The organism is Dactylosporangium sp. CA-052675 (assembly GCF_050947935.1).
Lineage (GTDB): Bacteria > Actinomycetota > Actinomycetes > Mycobacteriales > Micromonosporaceae > Dactylosporangium.
In genome coordinates this window covers 9362101-9379793 of sequence record NZ_CP192010.1, presented here as the reverse complement: position 1 = coordinate 9379793, position 17693 = coordinate 9362101, and the positions used below count along the sequence as shown (strand labels likewise).

Sequence of the window (17693 nt, the reverse complement as noted above, 5' to 3'; positions counted from 1 at the left end):
CATCCGGTGGCGGTGCACCTCCCAGTAGACGCAGACGTGCCGCAGGAACCGCCGCCGGGACTCGGGCGAGAGCTGCCGCCACAGGTCGTCGGTCTGCGGGCGGATCGCGTCGACGGCGGCCCGCCAGTCGCGCTGGGTCGCGGCGAACTCCCGCACCGCGCGCATCAGGCCGGCCAGGGAGCTTCCGGTGTACTGCAACGAGCCGTCGGCGGGCACGACGTCCGCGTGCGGGCGGGGGAGGAGGCCGCGGCGGGAGACGGCGACGACGGGCGCCCGGCCCTCGAGCGTCAGGGCCACGTCCACGGCGGTCAGGCCGGTGCCGATGAGCAGGACCGGGAGGTCGCCCTCGATGCCGTCCAGCGCGCCCGTCGCCCAGGGGTCGGGGATGTACCGGGGGTGCTCCGTCAGATGCGCCAGCGCCGGGGGACAGGCCGGGGCGCCGTGCCCGAGCGCGAGCAGCACCCGGTCGCCGCGCCGGGCGCCGCCGCCGCGCAGCTCGACGGTGCCGTCCCCGTGCACCCGGGTGGCCGCGTCCCGCACGTGCTCGAAGCGGGCCCCGCGCAGCCGGTCGTGCAGGTAGTCGCCGAACACCCCGCGGGGCGCGAAATCGGCCGGGCCGATGCCGAGATCCTGGTCGCGGCACCAGCGCACGAAGTCGTCGGGCTGGTCGGCCAGGGCGCTCATCGCCACCGCGCGCGAGTTGAGCAGGTGGGCCGGGTGCCGGGTGCGGTAGGCCGCCCCGCGCCCGAGCTCGTCGAACGGCGCCGGATCGACGACGACCACGCGGTGGGAGGGGTCCCGGCTCAGGTGGATCGCCGCCAGCGCGCCGCTACAGCCGCCGCCCACGACGACCGTGGTGCATGTCCGCCCCATCGCGCCACGCTCCCTCGCCAAATCCTATTTAACAGATAGACTTTAGAGTACTCTGCCCAAGCCCGACGTGTAGGAACGCGCTCATTCGGGCATGTCGTGTCGCATGTCGTCCCTCTTTCGCACCAAGTCGATCGAGCAGTCGATGCGGGACACCGACGAGCCCGGCCACAAGCTGCGCAAGAACCTCTCCGCCTTCGACCTGACCGTCTTCGGTGTGGGGGTCATCATCGGCACGGGCATCTTCGTGCTGACCGGGCAGCAGGCGGCCGTCAACGCCGGGCCCGCGATCGTGCTCTCGTTCGCGCTGGCCGGCGTCGTGTGCGCGCTGGCCGCCCTCTGCTACGCGGAGTTCGCCTCCACCGTGCCCGTCGCGGGGTCCGCGTACACGTTCTCCTACGCCACCCTGGGCCAGTTCGTCGCCTGGGTGATCGGCTGGGACCTCTGCCTGGAGCTGGCGCTGGGGGCCGCGGTGGTGTCGCGGGGCTGGTCGGCGTACCTCCAGGAGCTCTTCGACCTGCCCTCGTGGCTGGCCGGGGACCAGGCCCGCCCCGACTTCGGCGCCGCGTTCATCGTGCTGGTGCTGTCGATCGTGTCCATCGTCGGCGCCAAGCTCTCCGGGCGCGTCACCGGCGCCCTGGTGATCATCAAGGTGGCCGTGGTCCTTTTCGTCATCGGCCTGGGCCTGTTCTTCATCAAGGCCGCGAACTACCGCCCGTTCATCCCGCCCGCCCAGTCCGCGGCCAAGGAGTCGGGCGCGGACGCGCCGCTGCTGCAGGTGCTCGCCGGCATCACGCCGCAGCACTTCGGCTGGTTCGGCATCGTGGCCGCGGCGTCGATCGTCTTCTTCGCGTACATCGGCTTCGACGTGGTGGCGACGACCGCCGAGGAGACCGCCCGCCCGCAGCGCGACGTGCCCCGGGGCATCATCGGCTCGCTGGTCATCTGCGCGGTGCTGTACATGGCGGTCTCGTTCGTGGTCACCGGCATGGTCCACTACGGCGACCTGAACACCGCGGCCCCGCTGGCCAAGGCGTTCGACCTCGCCGGGCAGGGCTGGGCGGCGAACCTCATCTCGCTCGGCGCGGTCTGCGGCATCACCTCGGTGATCCTGGTGCTGCTGCTCGGCCAGGCCCGGGTCTCCTTCGCCATGGCCCGCGACGGGCTGCTGCCGCCGGTGCTGGCCAAGGTCCACCCGCGCTTCGGCACGCCGTGGGTGATGTCGTCGATCACCGGCGCCGTCGTGCTGGTGCTGGCCGCGTTCGTGCCGCTGTCCGAGCTGTCCGAGCTGACCAGCATCGGGACGCTGTTCGCGTTCGTGGTCGTGTCGATCGGCGTGGTCGTGCTGCGCCGCACCCGGCCCGACCTGCCGCGCGCCTTCAAGGCCCCGCTGGTGCCCTGGCTGCCCATGCTCAGCGTGGCGGCGAGCGTGTGGCTGATGCTCAACCTGCCCGTGATCACCTGGGTGCGGTTCCTCATCTGGATGGCGGTCGGGCTGATCTTGTACTTCGCCTACGGCATGCGCCGCGCCCGTCTGCGCACCGAACAGGGCGAAGCGGCGGATATCAGTTCGGAACCGACCACGCCATCGACCTAGGCTAGGGGCTATGACCGACTGGGGCCTGACGTCCGACGACTACCACCTGGACCTGAACCCGGACGACGTGGCCGACCCCGAGGCGATGTTCGGCCACGGTCCGCTCACGGCCGCCTCCTACGGCACGGCCGAGCTCAGCCCGGCCGACCCCGGAGCCGACGACACCGGGCCGTCGGCGGGGGAGATGGGCGGCGACGCCGACACGGTCGGCTACGACTCCGACGGCGACGGCCGGGTCGACATGCTCCTGGCCGACACCGACCACGACGGGCGGACCGACGTGGCGATGTGGGACACCAACCACGACGGGCTGGTCGACGAGGTGGCGTACGACCAGGACCACGACGGCCGGATCGACCTGATCTACCACGACGACGACTTCGACGGGAAGGTCGACCGGGTCGAGTCGGCGGACGACTCCGCCGACCTGCCCGGCTACGCGTCGAACTAGCCCTTGCGGATCTTCTCCACCTGCTTGGCGTAGGAGCGCTTGCCGACCAGCTTCCACATCAGCCTCGCCGGAAGCGGGAGCATCGCCAGGAACTGGGTGCGCTCCTGCGGCGTGGCGTCCTCCAGCAGCGCGCCGAGCACGAACAGCAGCTTGTCCTTCGGCGTCTTCGACCGCGCGTGCTCGCTCAGGGCCGCCCACTCCTTGACCGAGATGTGCTCCTGCACCAGCGGCAGGATCCGCTGCTCCTCCTCGTCGAGGTGCTCGATCAGGTCGCGGCGGTGCCGGGCGAACGCGCCGACGAGGGCGTCGCGCTCCGGCTCGGCGGGCGAGCGCTCCCAGGTGTCGAGCCGCGCGCCGAGCTCCTGGAGCCCGGCGTCGACGACCTGGTGCTGCTGCTCCATGCGCAGCACCAGCTCGGCGTCGAGGTCGACGCGGGCCAGCAGCTTCGGCCAGAGCAGCTCGTCCTCGCTGGTGTGGTGGTCGTGCAGGCCGTCGACGTATCCGCGGGTGAGCTCGGCCAGCCGTGCGGCCCGCTCGGTGCCGCCGGGGCGCACGGCGCCGATGAGCTCGGGCAGGAGCCGCGACTCGCGGCGGAACACCCGGTGGACGATGACCATCTCCTGGACCCAGGGACGCATATGGGGCTCCTCGACATCTCGTGGTGATTGCGCCGAAAGCGTCGCCGGACTGTCTTGTAGCGGTCTTGGAGGGCGCTTGGCGGCGACTACCATGACGCCGTCATGTTGCTGCGGGTGCTCGGACCCTTCGAGGTCGAGACGGATGCGGGCGCCACGGTCGACGTCGGCGGGCCCCGCCAGCGCGCCGTGCTCGCCCTGCTGCTCTCCGCCCGCGGCGAGGTCGTCTCGGTGGACCGGATGATCGAGGACCTGTGGCGCGGCGAGCCTCCTCCGCGGGCGATCGCGTCCCTGCAGGCGTACGTCTCGAATCTCCGCCGCCTCCTCGAACCCTCCCGCGAGCGCCGGGCCCCGGCCCGCCTGCTGGTCAGCGCGGCCCCCGGGTATGCGATCCGGCTCCCGGCCGAGGCCGTGGACGCCTGGCGGTTCGAGCGCCTGCTGGCCGACGCCCGTTCCGCCCTCTCGCAGGACCCCCGGCGGGCGCGGGTGCTGCTGCGGGCGGCGCTCGAGCTGTGGCGCGGGGACGCCTACGCCGAGTTCGCCGCCGAGTCGTGGGCCCAGCCCGAGGCGGCGCGCCTCGAGGAGCTGCGGCTCGCCGCCCGGGAGCTGCTGCTCGACGCGACCCTGCGCGCCGGCTGGGCGGCCGAGGCGGTGGCCGAGGCGGAGGTGCTGACCCGGCAGGCGCCCCTGCGGGAGGAGAGCTGGCGGCTGCTCGCGCTGGCCCTGTGGCGCAGCGGCCGGCAGGCCGATGCGCTCGCCGCCCTGCGCCGGGCGCGGGCGCTGCTGGCGGAGGAGCTCGGGCTGGACCCCGGCCGTGCCCTACTGGACCTCGAGGCGGCGATCCTGGCCGGCTCGCCCGACGTCCAGGGCGCGCCGGAGGTGTCGGACCTGGCGGTCGCGCCGGGCGGGGCCGCGCCCGACGAGCTGTTCGTGGGACGCTCCGACGAGCTGGCCGCGCTCACCGGGATCGCCGCGCCCAGCGTGGTCCTCATCAGCGGCGAGGCCGGCGTCGGCAAGAGCAGTCTCCTCGCGCGATACCGGCAGGAGCTGGCGCGGGAGGGCTGGCTCGTCGTCGTGGGGCGGTGCCCCGAGGCGGAAGGCGCGCCGCCGGCCTGGGCGTGGGTCGAGGCGCTGCGGCAGCTGGCCGGCTTCGCGCCGCCGGGGGAGCTCGCGGCCGAGGTGCGGCCGTTGCTCGACGAGGACGCGGGGGCCGGGCCCGGCGAGGACTTCGCGGCCGGGCGGTTCCGGCTGCATCGCGCGGTCGCGCGCTGGCTCGCCGCGGTCGCGGCCGAGCGGCCCCTCGCCGTCGTCCTCGACGATCTGCACGCGGCCGACGGCGAGACCCTCATGCTGCTCGCGAGCGTCGCCGAGCTGGTCGCGCCCGGCGGGCCGGCGCTGCTGCTCGTCGCCGCGCTGCGGCCGGCCGACAACCGGGAACGGCTCGCCGCGACCATGGCGGCGCTGGCGCGGCGATCTCCGGTACGGCTGCCGCTGCAAGGTCTCGGCCAGGAGGACGTCGCGCGGCTGGTCGAGGCCTTCGCGCGCACGACCGTGGACCCCGCGACGCTCGCGGCGCTGGCCGAGCGCACCGGCGGCAATCCGTTCTACGTGCGCGAGTCCGCGCAGCTGCTCGCGTCCGAGGGGGCGCTCGTGGCCACGTCCGAGGTGCCGGAGGGGGTGCGCGACGTCCTGCGGCGGCGGCTGTCGCGGCTGCCCCAGGCGGCGGTCGCGGTGCTGCGGCTCGCGGCCGTGATCGGGCGGGAGGCCGACGTCGAGACCCTGGTGGAGGCCGCCGACGCCGACGAGGGCACGGTGCTCGACGCGCTCGAGGCCGGGCTCATCGCGGGGCTGCTCACCGAGCCGGCGCCCGGGCGCGTGCGGTTCGTGCACGGGCTGGTGCGCGACACGATGTACACCGACCTCTCCCGGCTGCGCCGAGCCCGCATGCACGCCCGGGTCGCGGCCGTCACGCGGCGGCTGCGGCCCGACGACTACCCGGCGCTGGCCTACCACTACGCGCGCGCGGCGTCCTCGGAGACCGCGGCGGCGGCCGTGGACTACGCGGTGCGGGCGGCGGAGCTGGCCGAGCGGCGATTCGCGTACGACGCCGCCGCCGAGATCCTCGGCGCGGCGCTGGCGGCGCTCGAGGCGGCCGGGACCGTGCCCGGCGACCGGGACGCGCTCCTGGTCGACCTGCTCGGGCGGCTGCTGCGGGCCCAGGCGAGCGCGGGCGCGGTGGCGGCGGCGCGGCGGACCCGGCAACGGGCGGTCGACGTGGCCGTGGCCGGCGGCGAGGAGCTGCTCGTCGCGGCGTTCACGGCGTGGACGGTGGCCACGCCGTGGCAGATCCACGACTACGGCGTGACCGACGAACGCACCGTGGACCTCCTCACCCGCCTGCTGCGCCGCGACGACCTGGCCCCGGCCGACCGCTGCCGGCTGCTCGACGCGCTCAGCAGCGAGCTCGACGGCGACGAGCGCGGGGCCGCGGCCGGGCGGGAGGCGCTGGAGATCGCCCGCGGTCTCGGCGACCCGGGCCTGCTCGCGCTCGGACTGGCCGCGCGGGGGCGGACCATGCCCTACGACCGGGACGTGCCGCAGCGCCGCGCGGTCGCGCTGGAGCTGCGGGCGCTCGCCGCCGAGCACGGGTTCGTGGCCTACCAGTGGCTGGCCGAGCAGCAGCTGGGCAACTGCGCCGCGGCCCTCAACGAGCCGGCCGAGGTGCGCGCGGCGGTGGCCCGGCAGGGCACGATCGCCGCCGCGTACCACCTCGCCGAGCCGTTCGCCGTCCACCTCGCCGCCCGCGCCACCCTGGCCCACATCGAGGGCGACTTCGCCGGTGCCCGCACGCTGTACGACGAGTGCCGCGAGCAGATGCGCCGCCAGGGCTCCCTGCACGGCGAGGGCTTCCACTTCATCGCCACCTTCAGCCTGATGCTGAGCCAGGGCCGCGCCGCCGAGCTCGTCGAGGCGACCCGGTTCGTCTGTCAGGAGCTGGGCTCGATCGGCTACGACGCGCACGCCCTGAGCCTCTGCGCCGCCGGCCGGCTCGCCGAGGCGCGGGCGGTCCGCGTCGGCGAGCACCCGATCCGCCCCGACTACTTCGGCTCCGCGTTCTACACCGTGCGCGCCCTGGCGGTCGTCGCGCTGGGCCGGGCCGACCTGGCCCAGCCGGTCATCGACGCGCTGCTGCCGGTGCGCGACCAGATCGCGGGGGTGTCGAGCACCTCGATCGCGATGCAGCCCGTCGCGCTGAGCCTGGCCGAGCTGTACCGCCTGCTGGACCGCCCCGAGGAGGCGACCGAGTGCCTGCGGCAGGCCGTGGACGTGGCCGGCCGCTGGAACTGCCCGCACTGGCTGGCCCGGGCGCGGGAGCTGCTGGCCGCCTCCTGAACCCGGCGTACGCGAGCAGCGCCGTAAGTCGTCGTAAGCGGACTCCAAGTGGATCGAAAGTGGGGGCTGGGAGGGTGTCGCTGGCAGTACCGATGCGAAATCAACCGTCCCGGAGGACGTCATGTTGTCCCGTTTGCTCGGCCGGCTCGGAGGAGCGGCCGCTGCGCATCCCTGGCGCACGATCAGTGCGTGGGTGATCGCGCTCGTTGCGCTCTCGGCGTTGTCCGCGGTGTTCGGCGGCACGCCGCACGATGACTACAACGTGCCCGGAACCCAGTCCCAGGCCGGGACCGAGTTCCTGCGCAAGCACTTCCCGGAGATGTCCGGGGCCGACGCCCGGGTCATCGTGCACGACGGCAAGGCGCTCGACCCGGCCGTGCTCGAGGCGCTGCGCGGGCGGCTGGCCAAGATGCCGCAGGCCGGGATCGTCGCGCCGGCCCGGATGTCGGCGGGTGGGGACACCGCGCTGATCAACGTGCAGTACGACACTCCGGTCACCGACTTCGAAGGCACCTCGGCGATGGACGCGCTGCGCACCGCCGCCGAACCGCTCAAGCGGGAAGGGCTGCAGGTCGAGTTCGGCGGGCAGGTGGCCGAGAACATCTCGGCGCCCAGCGGCACCGCCGAGGCGGTCGGCATCGTCGTGGCGCTGCTGATCCTGGTGCTGGCGCTCGCCTCGGTCGTGGCCGCCGGGCTGCCGCTCGTGGTCGCGATCGCCGGGCTCGGCGTCGCCACCGCGGTCATCACGCTGCTGGCCAAGGTCACCGACATCAGCAACACCGCGCCCACGGTCGCGAGCATGGTCGGGCTGGGGGTCGGCATCGACTACGCCCTGCTGCTCGTCGCCCGGCACGTCGAGGGGCTGCGGCGGGGGCTCGACCCGCGCTCGGCGGCGATCGAGGCCAACGCGACCGCGGGCGCCTCCGTCGTCGTGGCCGGGCTCACCGTCCTGGTGTCCCTGTTCGGGCTCAAGCTCGCGCTCCTTCCGGTGTACTCCTCCTACGGCTACGCCACCTTCGCCGCCGTCGTCGCCGTGATGGCCGCGGCCGTCACGCTCGTGCCGGCGCTGTGCGGCCTGGCCGGGCACCGGGTCCTGCCACGCAAGGTCCGCAAGGGCATCGTGGAGCCGACCCCGAAGCTCGGCCTCACCGCGCGCTGGGCCGCCGGCGTCGGCCGCCGGCCCGTGATCGCCGCGCTCGCGTCCCTGGTCGTGCTCGCGGGCCTCGCCGCGCCCATGCTCGGCATGCGCACCTGGCCCCAGGACGCGGGGAGCCAGCCGACCTCGAACACGACGCGGCTCGCCTACGACCTGGTGTCGGCCGAGTTCGGCCCCGGCGCCAACGGGCCGCTGCTGCTCGCCGTCGACACCACCAAGGTGTCCGACCTGGACGCTCTGGTGGCGCGGCTGCGGACCGATCCCGGCGTCGCGAACGTGGCGCCGCCGGCGGTGAAGGGCACCGCGGCGGTCATCGCGGTCGAGCCCACGACCGGGCCGCAGGACGAGGCGACCAGCCGGCTGCTCACGCACCTGCGCGCGGACGTGCTGCCCGACGGGGTGCTCGTGACCGGGCTCGTGGCGGTGTTCGCGGACATCTCCGAGCGGCTCGCCGACCGGCTGTGGCTCGTCGTCGCGTTCGTGGTGGCGCTCTCGCTGGTGCTGCTCACGGTGCTGTTCCGGGCGCCGGTGGTGGCGGTGAAGGCCGCCGCCATGAACCTGCTGTCGGTCGCGGCCGCCTACGGCGTGATGACCGTGGTCTTCCAGACCGACGCGGGGGCGCACATGGTCGGCCTGCCGCACGCGGTGGCGATCTCCAGCTGGGTGCCGATCCTGCTCTTCACCGTCCTCTTCGGACTGTCGATGGACTACGAGGTGTTCCTGCTGGGCCGCGTCCGCGAGGACTGGCTTCGGACCGGCGACGCGCGCGGCAGCGTGGTCCGCGGTCTGGCCGCGACCGGCCGCGTGATCAGCAGCGCGGCGGCCATCATGGTCGCGGTGTTCGTCGGCTTCGCGCTCGACCCGGACGTGACGGTGAAGATGATCGGGGTCGGCATGGCCGTGGCCGTGTTCATCGACGCCACGCTGGTGCGGCTGGTCCTGGTGCCGGCGACGATGGCGCTGCTGGGCCGGGCGAACTGGTGGCTGCCGGGCTGGCTGGACCGTCTTCTGCCGCACGTCGACGTGGAGCGGCCGGCGACTCCGGCTACGCGCGAGCCGGCACCGGTCGGCTGACCCTCGGCCCGCGACCCCTCGGCCCGCGAGGGTCGCGGGGTGGTCGTCCGGCCTCGCGCGGGTGTGCCGCGCGAGGCCGGACGCGTCCGAGGGGCGGCTGGGTCAGCGGGGGCCGCCGCGGGAGGAGCGAGCCGATTGCTGCCGGCCGCGGACCGGGTGGCGGCGTTCGGGCTCGCGCAGGCCCAGGGTCACCAGGACGCGGCGGGTGGTGTCGGCGATCGGGCGCAGGACCCACGTGCGCACCCAGCGGGCCGGCGGCACCACCAGGTTGCGCCACACGAACCGCAGGGGAATCACCACCAGGTAGCGCCAGAGCAGGACCACCGAATGGTTCCAGGCCCACGCGATGGCCTGGCCGATCGGGACCACGACCCAGCGCCACACGAACGCGATCGCCTTGCCGATCGGGGTCAGCACGTAGCGGTAGATGCGGGTCATGACCCAGCCGACGGCCCTGCCCACCTCCAGCAGGATCCGGCCCAGCAGGTTCCAGAACGGGGCCGTGGCCCTCAGCAGCCACCAGAGGCCCTTCGCCACCGGCACCAGGACGTGCTTGGCGAACCAGACCAGCGGGGCCCACAGGAGGTTGACCGCGACCCAGTGCAGCGGGACCAGGATGACGTAGTACACGGGGAGCCAGAGCACGTAGTACAGGAAGGGCTGGATGACGTACTTGACCAGCGGCACGCCCACGTATTTCCACAGCCGGCGCATCAGCCAGGCGAAGCCGTCCCAGGCCAGCTTGAACGGGACGACGAAGATGACGGCCAGGACGCGGATCGGCCACGCCAGCCAGGCGGGAAGCGGCTGAATCTCATCCCGTGAGCTCATGCCTCCACCTCGCTCCGCTCGTCGGCGGCGTGGGCCGGAAGCTGTGCTGCCTGATGCCCGGCCCCTCCGCTTCGCTCCATACCGGTCATGAGCGACCCGCCAGGTCCGCACGGGCGTGCATGAGGGCGTAGCCGAGCAGGTTCAGGCCGCGCCAGCGCTCCGGGTTCCGGGCGGCCTCGTCGTCCGCGGCGAGGCCGATGCCCCACACCCGGTCCAGCGGGCTCGCCTCGACCAGGACCCGGTCGCCGGTGCCGACCAGGTACGCCCGCAGGGCGTCGTCGGCGTCGAACTTGGCGCGGCTGGCCGCCGTGACGATCGCGAAGCGTTCGCGCACCCAGGTTTCCTCGTCGAAGCCCTTGACCGTGCGACCGAGGCTCTTGGCTTGATTCGGATGCGCGACGCCCAGCACGCGGGTCGCGGTCAGCTCGTCGCCGAAGAGCTTCGCCTTGCGCCACATCATGTAGTGCTCGGCCGACGGAAACCCGACGCCGTCCACCTCGAAGCGCGCCGGCCACCACTGGCTCAGGCAGCTCGGGCCCAGCTCACCACCGGGGCGGGGCGTGTGGCCCCAGAAGTACAGGTATTTGACGCGAGCCCCGGATCTGACCAGGCGGAGCAGCTCTTCGTTGGAGGACGGAGGTGCGGACATGCCCAGAGTGTGCCCGATCTTCGCAATGTCTCATGTCGGATATTCGCTGCCCGGGCTCGTGGGCAGGATCACGGCGACGGTGCGGCCGCCGCCGTCGCGGGGCCGGCGAGGACCTCGCCGTGGCCCACCGCGACCGCGCGGACGCTATCCCGCCGTGCGGGCCGCCCGGCTCGCCCCGGCCGAAGCGCCGGCCGCAGCATGATCCAGGCGCTTGGCCGTCTGCGCGTACTGGTATGCGGCCAGGAGGTGGCCGAGGTAGTGCTCGGCGGAGTATGCGTCCGCCGCGGCGCGCCCGGCCTCGGCCACCTCGCGGTGCAGCTGGGGGTCGGTGAGGACCTTCGCGAGCCCGGCCGCGAACGAGTCCGCGTCCGGCGCGGTGGACAGCCGCTTCGAGTCCTGGTTCGGGCGCTCCGCCAGGGCCGCGTCCGCGAGCACGACCGGCAGCCCGGCCGCCTCCGCCTCGAGCATGACCAGGCCCTGGGTGTCGGTGGTGGAGGCGAAGGCGAGGACGTCGGCCATGCCGTAGTACGCCGCCATCCGGCTGTGCGGCACCGGCCGCACCAGTCGCAGCGCGTGGGCGACGCCGGCCTGGCGGGCGAGGCGGATCACGTTGATCCGGTTCTGCTTGACGCCGACCATGACGAGCCGCGCGGTGGGCACGTGGCGCAGCAGCCGGGCGAACGAGGCCAGCAGGAGCGCCGGGTCCTTCTCCTTGGTGGCCCCGCCGACCGCCAGGACGACCGGCGCGGTGTCGGGAATCCGCAGGGAACGCCGCAGCTCGGTCCGGCCCAGCGGGCAGTCGGCGAGCTGGATCGACGTCGGGACCGTCCACACCGGGGGGAGCCGCTCGAACTCGGCCAGCCCCGCGGCCGTCTTCGCCGAGGGCGCGATGACCACGTTCGTGCGGTCCATGAACTCCTGCGCGAGCCGCAGCAGCTGCGCCCGGCGCTCGGTGCCGGACCGCGCGAGGCGCAGGTAGTCGCGCATGGTCCAGCCGAGCGCCAGCCGCTGCGCCGCGTGGACCGCGCCGAACTGGATCTCCATGAAGTGCGCGGAGTACGCGAGCAGGTCCGTGTGCCAGGTCATCACCACGGGGAGGTCGTGCGCCCGGGCGTAGCGCAGCCCGCCGATGCCCACCGGCCCGGGGGTGTGCACGTGCACGACGTGCGGCACCGGGCGCATGCCGCTGAAGTGGGGCAGGCCGACCCGGATGTTGCGCAACGGCACCGGGACGGACCGCACGCCACAGGGCTCCTGGCGGCCGCGCAGCAGCGGTGCGGGCTGGTAGACCTGAACCTCGTGGCCGGCGGCGCGCAGCAGGGACACCGTGGCGGCCACCGAGGTCGCGACGCCGTCGGAGCGCCCGGGGTGGCTGTCGCAGAAGTGCGCGATTCTCACGCCGCACATCGTGCGGTACCGCGCCGCACTCGGACGAGAACGCATGTCCTTTGTACGCCAGCTGTTCATCGACTGGCCTGGTGCTATTCCGCCGGCAACCGCCTGGGCGCGGGGCGCGGCGGACCCGCGCCGGTCCGAGCCGGTCCGAGCCACCGGTGCTGCTCGACGATGCCGAGCCGTCACGGGTGGCCGGTCCCGCTCAGTCCCGGAACGTGACCGACCAGTACGCCGTGATCTTGCGGATGTCGCCGTGGTAGCGCACCGCGCCGTCCTGGTCCCAGGCGCAGTTGCGGCCGTAGGCGACGACCGGCCGCCGGCCGGCGTACTCGAACACGATGATGTGCTCGGTGTTGGCGCTGAGCGAGCAGTGCGTGTCCGGGTCCCGGGCGTCGGGCAGGCCGTTGAGGTAGCCGGTGAGGTCACCGACGCCGCCGGTCATGCCGCGCGTCGCGCCCAGCGTGTAGTCCGGGTTGGGGTAGCTGCACAGCAGCGCGCTGCGGGCGCCGGGCGGCACCAGGGCCCCGGTGCGCGTGGCCCGGACCGCGGTGTCGGCCCACGTGGCGGGGCAGGCCCCGGCGATCGTGGAACCGGCGGGAGCGGGCGCCTCCGCGCCGGTGCCGCCGCGAGCCGCCCGCGCCGCGAACACGCCCACGCCGGCGGCCACGACGACGGCGACACCGGCGGCGATCGGAACGAGCCTCATCTCTGCGTACGTCCTCTCGACTGGTACGTGGAGCGTATGCCTCCTCGGCGGCGGATGGGCGGACGAGCCGCCCATCCGCCGCCGGTCGGTCAGGATGTGCTGCCGTGCACGTTGGGGTAGACGCCGAAGACCCGGATCGCGTCGGCCCAGTCCTGGAACAGGAAGTCGCTGCCCTCACCGGCGGACGTGATGCCCTTGGCCCGGACCCCGTCACCGTCGAGGGAGAACACCGGTCCGCCGCTGTCACCCGGCCGGCCGCCCAGCTGACCGTCGATCTGGGTGCACTCGATGAGACCGTAATGGTAGTAGTTGCAGTCGCCGTCGGAGTCCGGGTGGCTGCAGTCGACCCAGTTGTCGACGGAGCGTACCTGCTTGAGGCCGCACACGACGCCACTGGTCATACCGGACTGGCAGAGCAACTCGTTCGCGGCCCAGTAACCCCAGCTGTAGACGTTCTTCTTGTAGGTGCTGACCGGACCGCCGTCGAAGATGACGTGCCAGCCGGGCGAATCGATGATCAGCAGATCGGAGCGCCAGTCGTCGCTGTTGACCGGGCCCATCGTGTAGAACGCCGACGTGGCGAACTTACCCTGGTAGGCCCAGTCGCCCATGCTCGCGCAGTGCCCGGCGGTCAGCACCCAGCTGTGGCCGTTGCCGGAGTGCACGCCGAACCCGGTCGTGCACGCCGCGCGCTGGTCACCGCCGCGCCAGCTCTCGAACCGGTCGCCTCCGTTCCAGGGCGAGTTGTCGTCGGTACGGCTGCTCAAGTTCTGGGGCTGTTCCTTGGCCACCTCGATCGTCGCCGGCACGCTCACGTGGGCGTCGGCGAGGACCTGTTCGGCCGAGACCAACGGCGCCTTGCCGCTGCGCGCCTGTTCGGTCGCGAGCTGCGCCGCCCGCTGCTGTGGGATCGTCTTCAAGTGCAGGCCGGAGCCGTTGGGCTCGTAGCCGATGGACTGGATGTTTGAGGCGCTCCTGGCCACCACATTCTTGATCTTCTGGCCTTCGGCCTGCAGTTCGGCGCTGGAGTAGGCCGCGGGCTTGACCGTCACCGCGCCGGACTTGCGCGCACGGGCCACGGAGGCCTGCATCCTGGTGGTGAGACCGCCCTTCCAGTACAGCGTGAGACCGGTGCCCTCGAACGCGACGCCGGCGAATCCGCTGGTCGCCGGCTCGGCGTAGTAGGCGTCCCAGAGCTCCTGCAGCGCCGGCTGCAGCTTCTCCTGCTGCCGCATGACCTTGAGCGTCTGCGGGTCGAGGTTGTCGATCGACTGCGGGTCGGTACTGCGTGTGGCCGGTGTGGCCTCACCGCCGGCGAATGCCGAGGATGCCGGCAGAATCGCGGCCGGAACGATGACGAGCGCGGCGGCGGCGAGTCCGATGAGTCGCCGTCGCGGGTCACGGTTGGGCACTTGCCCTCCTCCAGAGGCGTGATGGGACACGGCTGTGCGGGAGGACAGGCGGACGTGCGGGCGCGGCACCAGATGGGCGCCGGGCGCGCGGGCATGCATCATGAGAAAACCAGCCTCCCCCGTTGTGCTGGAACGCGACGCGGTCCGGGCAAGCCGGTGCCGCGAGCGCCGGGGGACGCTATCACCACGCTGCGAGAGTCGTAAATATTTCTATGTCGCTATCACTGCATGGTGCACACGGTCGCCGAACGGAGATCTGGATGCACGACTCGGTCGCCGACCGGGCGGCCCTGGTGCGCACATTGCGCTGACCGGTCAGATCGCGGTGGCGGGGAACACCACGAGCGAGCAGTCGGGCCGGGTGGCCGCCGCCGTCCGGCCCGGTCCTCGCGGCCGAGCGGCGCCCGCTCAGGGCTGCTCGCGGGGGCACCACCAGGTCGTGCGGCCGCCGACGGTCGCGCGGCGCATCGCCGTGTGGCAGCGTGGGCACTCGCCGCCCTCGCGCCGGGCCGGGACGACGGAGAGCGTGTGCACGCCCCCGTCCGCGATGGCCGACTCCACCGCCTTGCGCAGGGCGCGGTGCAGCCGGTCCACCTCGGCCTTCGTGAGCGCGTCGACGGGCCGCGACGGGTTCACCTTCGCCAGCCACAGCACCTGGTCGGCGAGCAGGTTGCCGACGCCGGCCAGGGCCTCCTGGTCCAGCAGCCGCGCCTTCACCGGGGCGCTCCCGCGCGACAGGGCCGCCCGGAACTGCGCCGGGGTGATGTCGCGCGCGTCCGGGCCCAGGCGCTCCACGGGCGGGTCGAGGCGGACGCGTCCGAGGCGGCGCGGGTCGACCAGCAGCAGACGGGTACCGTCGCCGAACGTCAGCGAGAAGCGCGTGAACCGGTGGTCGCCCCGCGCGCGGCCGCGCTGCCAGTAGTCGCCGCCGTCCGTCTCCAGGCCCGCCTCGTCGACGAAGACGATCTTGCCCGACATGCCGAGGTGGATGCCCAGCGTGGGGCCGGTGGAGTCGAGCCACATGCTCTTGCCGCGCCGGTTCGCGGCGGTCAGCGTCGTGCCGACGAGCGCGTCGCGGATCGCGCCGGGGGAGTGCGGGCGGCAGACCCACGTGTCGGTGTCGTCCACGTCGGCGATGGGGCGGTCCAGGGCGTAGCGCTCCAGGACGGCACGGGCCGACTCGACCTCTGGTAGCTCGGGCATCCAGGCGAAGGTACAAGATGGCCTGCGTGGAATCCCTGCCGGTCACCCGCGTGCTCGACCAAGTGGTCAACCAGGTCCGCCAGGGCCCGACCGTCCTCGTGGCGCCGCCCGGCACGGGGAAGACCACGCTGGTGCCCCTCGCCTTCGGCCCCGAGCGGGTGCTGGTGGCCGAGCCGCGGCGCATCGCGGCCCGCGCGGCCGCGCAGCGCATGGCCCAGCTGCGCGGGGAACGGGTCGGGCAGAGCGTCGGCTACTCGGTGCGCGGCGACCGCCGGGTGAGCCGCGACACGCGGATCGAGGTGGTCACGACCGGGCTGCTCGTCCAGCGCCTGCTCGCCGATCCCGAACTGGCGGGCACCGACGTCGTCATGCTCGACGAATGCCACGAGCGGCACCTCGACACGGACCTCGCGACCGCCTTCCTGCTCGAGGTGCGCGACGCCATCCGGCCCGACCTCGGGCTCCTCGCGGCGACCGCGACGCCCGGCAAGAGCCTGCCCGGCGCCGGGGTCATCGACGTGGAGAGCCCGCTCTTCCCGATCGAGACGGTGTGGGTACCGCCGAAGCGCCCGCCGCTCACGATGGAGCACGTCGCCGAGGTGGTACGCCGGGCGTGGCGGGAGACCGGGCAAGACATCCTGGTGTTCGTCCCCGGGGTCGCCGAGATCGAACGGGTGCGCCGCAACCTGCCGGGCATCCCGAGCCTGCCCCTGCACGGCCGGCTGCCCGCGGCCGAGCAGGACCGCGCGCTGCGACCCGGCGCGCGGCGGGTGATCGTGGCGACCGCGGTGGCCGAGAGCAGCCTCACCGTGCCCGGCGTGCGGGTCGTCGTCGACTCGGGGCTGGCGCGGGTGCCCCGGATCGACCTCGCGCGCGGGCTCGGCTCGCTGCAGACCGTCCGCGCGGCGAGGGCCAGCACCGTCCAGCGGGCCGGGCGGGCCGCGCGGGAGGGGGCCGGCGTGGTGTACAAGTGCTGGTCCGCCTCGGACGACGAGCGGCTCCCGGCGCACCCCGAGCCGGAGGTGCGCACCGCCGAGCTGACCGGCTTCGCGCTCGCGCTCGCGTGCTGGGGCAGCCCCGGCGGGCGCGGGCTGGCGCTGCCGGACGAGCCGCCCGCGGCCGCGATGGCGGTCGCGGCGCAGACCCTCGCCGCCCTCGGCGCCGTGGACGCGGACGGGCGCGCGACCGAGCGCGGGCGGCGCATCGCACGGGTGGGCGCGCACCCGCGGCTGGCCCGGGCGCTGCTGGACGGGGCGCCGATCGTGGGCGCCCGCAACGCGGCCGAGGTGGTGGCGGTGCTCGCCGAGGACTCCTACCCGTCCGACGACGTGGCGGCGGTACGGCGGACGACGGATCGCTGGCGGCCGGAGGCGTCGCTGCTGTACCGGATGATCGAGAACCCGGTCGAGCGCACCACGAGCGCCGACCGTGCCGCGGGCATCATCGCGGGCCTCGCCTACCCGGAGCGCATCGCCCGGCGCCGCCGCGACGCCTACCTCATGGCCGGCGGCACCGAGGCCGAGCTCGCGCCCGGATCGCCGCTGCAGGGCCACCCGTGGCTCGCCATCGCCGCCGCGGACCGCCCGGCCGGGCGGGTCAACGCGCGCATCCGGCTCGCCGCGGCGATCGACGAGGACATCGCGCGCGAGGCCGCGGCCGCGCTGTTGTCCACTGTGGACGAAGCCAGCGCGACGGGCGTCAAGCGGGTCGAGCGGCTCGGCGCGATCGTGCTGTCGGAGCGCGCGATCGGCGCGGCCCCGGCGGAGCTGGCCGCCGCGGCGCGCCGGGAGCGGCTGCGGCGCGACGGGGTGCCGTGGACGCCGCTGCGGCACCGGCTCGCGTTCCTGCACCGCGCGGCCGGGGCGCCCTGGCCGGACGTGCGCGACGAGGCGCTGATCGAGTCCATGGTGGACGGTGCCGACGTGCACACGGCGCTGCAGGCGCTGCTGCCGTGGCCGGCGGCGAAGGACCTGGACCGGCTCGCCCCGGAGCGGCTGACGGTGCCGAGCGGCTCGGCGGTGCGGCTCGACTACAGCGACCCCGCCGGCCCCGTGCTCGCGGTCAGGGTGCAGGAGATGTTCGGGCTGCTCGAGACGCCCTCGTTCGCGGGGCAGCCGGTGCTGCTGCACCTGCTGTCGCCCGCGGGACGGCCGGTGGCCGTCACCCGCGATCTCGCCTCGTTCTGGCGCACCGGCTATCCACAGGTGCGCGCGGAACTGCGCGGGCGCTACCCCCGCCACCCGTGGCCCGAGGATCCGACGACCGCGCCGCCCACCCGCCGGGCCAACCCGCGCCGCTGATCACCCCCGACCTCACCCGGT

Annotated in this window: 12 protein-coding genes and 1 pseudogene; 5 read left to right on the top strand and 8 right to left on the bottom strand. The window is 73.9% G+C overall.

Annotated elements, in window-relative coordinates:
* Positions 1–501: 501 nt before the first annotated feature.
* A pseudogene (locus ACQP1P_RS42050) lies at positions 502–873 on the bottom strand (FAD/NAD(P)-binding protein); the annotation flags it as partial.
* A 103-nt stretch (positions 874–976) separates the two neighbouring features.
* Between ACQP1P_RS42050 and ACQP1P_RS42045 the strand changes: the two are divergent.
* On the top strand, positions 977–2467 hold the full coding sequence (locus tag ACQP1P_RS42045; protein ID WP_433080096.1) for an amino acid permease: 1491 nt from the start codon (positions 977–979) through the stop codon (positions 2465–2467).
* 10 nt (positions 2468–2477) lie between these two features.
* Complete coding sequence (locus ACQP1P_RS42040) at positions 2478–2918, top strand: hypothetical protein (RefSeq protein WP_433080095.1); 441 nt, start codon at positions 2478–2480, stop codon at positions 2916–2918.
* Here ACQP1P_RS42040 and ACQP1P_RS42035 read toward each other — a convergent pair.
* The gene (locus ACQP1P_RS42035) at positions 2915–3556 is read right to left on the bottom strand and encodes a hemerythrin domain-containing protein (RefSeq protein ID WP_433080094.1); all 642 of its coding nucleotides are present in this window, start codon (positions 3554–3556) and stop codon (positions 2915–2917) included. The two genes, ACQP1P_RS42040 and ACQP1P_RS42035, sit on opposite strands and share 4 nt — an antisense overlap.
* 102 nt (positions 3557–3658) lie before the next feature.
* On the opposite strand from ACQP1P_RS42035, the gene ACQP1P_RS42030 reads away from it, so the two are divergent.
* Positions 3659–6946 (top strand): BTAD domain-containing putative transcriptional regulator, encoded by a 3288-nt coding sequence (locus ACQP1P_RS42030; RefSeq protein WP_433080093.1) that lies wholly within the window; start codon positions 3659–3661, stop codon positions 6944–6946.
* A 193-nt stretch (positions 6947–7139) separates the two neighbouring features.
* On the top strand, positions 7140–9176 hold the full coding sequence (locus ACQP1P_RS42025) for an MMPL family transporter (RefSeq protein WP_433080092.1): 2037 nt from the start codon (positions 7140–7142) through the stop codon (positions 9174–9176).
* Between the two features lie 102 nt (positions 9177–9278).
* On the opposite strand, the gene ACQP1P_RS42020 is transcribed toward ACQP1P_RS42025, so the two are convergent.
* From ACQP1P_RS42020 to ACQP1P_RS41995, 6 genes are all read right to left on the bottom strand, one after another.
* Positions 9279–10007: a hypothetical protein gene (locus tag ACQP1P_RS42020; RefSeq protein WP_433080091.1), complete on the bottom strand. Its 729-nt coding sequence runs from the start codon at positions 10005–10007 to the stop codon at positions 9279–9281.
* 85 nt (positions 10008–10092) lie between these two features.
* Positions 10093–10656 (bottom strand): NADAR family protein, encoded by a 564-nt coding sequence (locus tag ACQP1P_RS42015; RefSeq protein WP_433080090.1) that lies wholly within the window; start codon positions 10654–10656, stop codon positions 10093–10095.
* 144 nt (positions 10657–10800) lie between these two features.
* The gene (locus tag ACQP1P_RS42010) at positions 10801–12054 is read right to left on the bottom strand and encodes a glycosyltransferase (RefSeq protein ID WP_433080089.1); all 1254 of its coding nucleotides are present in this window, start codon (positions 12052–12054) and stop codon (positions 10801–10803) included.
* A 199-nt stretch (positions 12055–12253) separates the two neighbouring features.
* Positions 12254–12757: a hypothetical protein gene (locus tag ACQP1P_RS42005; protein ID WP_433080088.1), complete on the bottom strand. Its 504-nt coding sequence runs from the start codon at positions 12755–12757 to the stop codon at positions 12254–12256.
* An 89-nt stretch (positions 12758–12846) separates the two neighbouring features.
* Complete coding sequence (locus ACQP1P_RS42000) at positions 12847–14169, bottom strand: hypothetical protein (RefSeq protein WP_433080087.1); 1323 nt, start codon at positions 14167–14169, stop codon at positions 12847–12849.
* Between the two features lie 408 nt (positions 14170–14577).
* Entirely contained in the window at positions 14578–15372 is a 795-nt protein-coding gene (locus ACQP1P_RS41995; protein WP_433080086.1) for an Fpg/Nei family DNA glycosylase, read from the bottom strand.
* A 26-nt stretch (positions 15373–15398) separates the two neighbouring features.
* Between ACQP1P_RS41995 and hrpB the strand changes: the two genes are divergently transcribed.
* Entirely contained in the window at positions 15399–17672 is a 2274-nt protein-coding gene (gene hrpB / locus ACQP1P_RS41990; protein WP_433080085.1) for an ATP-dependent helicase HrpB, read from the top strand.
* Positions 17673–17693 lie beyond the last annotated feature (21 nt).

Bases quoted from the DNA above. Each gene is read 5' to 3' on its own strand.
- ACQP1P_RS42005 (WP_433080088.1), bottom strand. From the start codon at position 12,757: ATGAGGCTCGTTCCGATCGCCGCCGGTGTCGCCGTCGTCGTGGCCGCC.
- ACQP1P_RS41995 (WP_433080086.1), bottom strand. From the start codon at position 15,372: ATGCCCGAGCTACCAGAGGTCGAGTCGGCCCGTGCCGTCCTGGAGCGC.
- ACQP1P_RS42040 (WP_433080095.1), top strand. From the start codon at position 2,478: ATGACCGACTGGGGCCTGACGTCCGACGACTACCACCTGGACCTGAAC.
- ACQP1P_RS42020 (WP_433080091.1), bottom strand. From the start codon at position 10,007: ATGAGCTCACGGGATGAGATTCAGCCGCTTCCCGCCTGGCTGGCGTGG.
- ACQP1P_RS42045 (WP_433080096.1), top strand. From the start codon at position 977: ATGTCGTCCCTCTTTCGCACCAAGTCGATCGAGCAGTCGATGCGGGAC.
- ACQP1P_RS42035 (WP_433080094.1), bottom strand. From the start codon at position 3,556: ATGCGTCCCTGGGTCCAGGAGATGGTCATCGTCCACCGGGTGTTCCGC.
- ACQP1P_RS42015 (WP_433080090.1), bottom strand. From the start codon at position 10,656: ATGTCCGCACCTCCGTCCTCCAACGAAGAGCTGCTCCGCCTGGTCAGA.
- ACQP1P_RS42030 (WP_433080093.1), top strand. From the start codon at position 3,659: ATGTTGCTGCGGGTGCTCGGACCCTTCGAGGTCGAGACGGATGCGGGC.